This window comes from Nocardia cerradoensis NBRC 101014 (assembly GCF_000308535.1).
Classification (GTDB): domain Bacteria; phylum Actinomycetota; class Actinomycetes; order Mycobacteriales; family Mycobacteriaceae; genus Nocardia; species Nocardia cerradoensis.
Map to the genome: position 1 here is coordinate 1 of NZ_BAFW01000218.1, position 919 is coordinate 919.

Consider the following 919-nt stretch of genomic DNA (forward strand, 5'->3'; position numbering starts at 1 on the left):
CAGCGGCTGCTCGATATAGCGATGGGTGAGGTAGGCCAGCACCAGGGAGACGGCGATCACCGCCGCGCCGCCGGTCACCCCGGCGCGGGAGCCGCCGCGTTCGGCGAGCAGGAAGATCAGCAACGGCCAGTGCCACAGATACAGCGAGTAGGCCAGATCGCCGAGCCGGACCAGCGGCGGCGAGGCCAGGAACCGGGTGAGCCGCGGCTGGTGCTCGGGCCCGACCCCGGCGCCGGCGAGGATCAACGCCACGGCCGCACCGACGGGCAGCAAGGCGGGCGGCCCGGGGAACTGATTCGCGCCGTCGGTGATCCAGCCACCCACCGCGACCACCAGCAGGCCCGCGGTCGCCAGCACCGCCCGCACGGCGCGCGGCACGCGCAGCGAGGCGGCGGCCAGTGCCAATCCGGCGCCGACCAGCAGTTCCCACGCCCGGGCCGCGCTGTCGTAGTAGTTCCAGCCCTGATGGGTCGCCGAACCCTGCGCGGCGTAGAGGAACGACGCGAGCGTGGCGGCCACGATCACCGCCGCCAGCGCCGGCCGCATCGCGCGCTCGCGCCCGAGCCGCCGGCACACCCATACCGTGGCGGCCACCACGAGCAGGGCCGCGAGGTAGTACTGCCCCTGTACCGACATCGACCACAGATGCTGCAGCGGGCTCACCGAGGGATCGGCGGCCAGGTAGTCCGACCACGTCGTCGCGAGCCGCCAGTTCTGGTAGTACAGCAGCGAGGCCAGGGTCTGGCCGGCCAGATCACCCCACTGCGTGTACGGCCGCAGCGTGACGGTCGCCACCACCACGGCGCCGAGCACCACGACGAGAGCGGGCAGCAGCCGGCGGGCGGTACGCCGCACGGTGAGGCCGATGCCGACCTCCCCGGATTCGGCCCGGCGCAGCAGCGATCCGGTGAAGAAATAG

1 protein-coding gene is annotated in these 919 nt (G+C 73.1%); it reads right to left on the reverse strand.

Annotation, left to right across the window (positions count from 1 at the left end):
• Positions 1-919: acyltransferase family protein (locus ON23_RS23370; RefSeq protein ID WP_039780801.1), on the reverse strand; the 919-nt coding region annotated here is incomplete at both ends.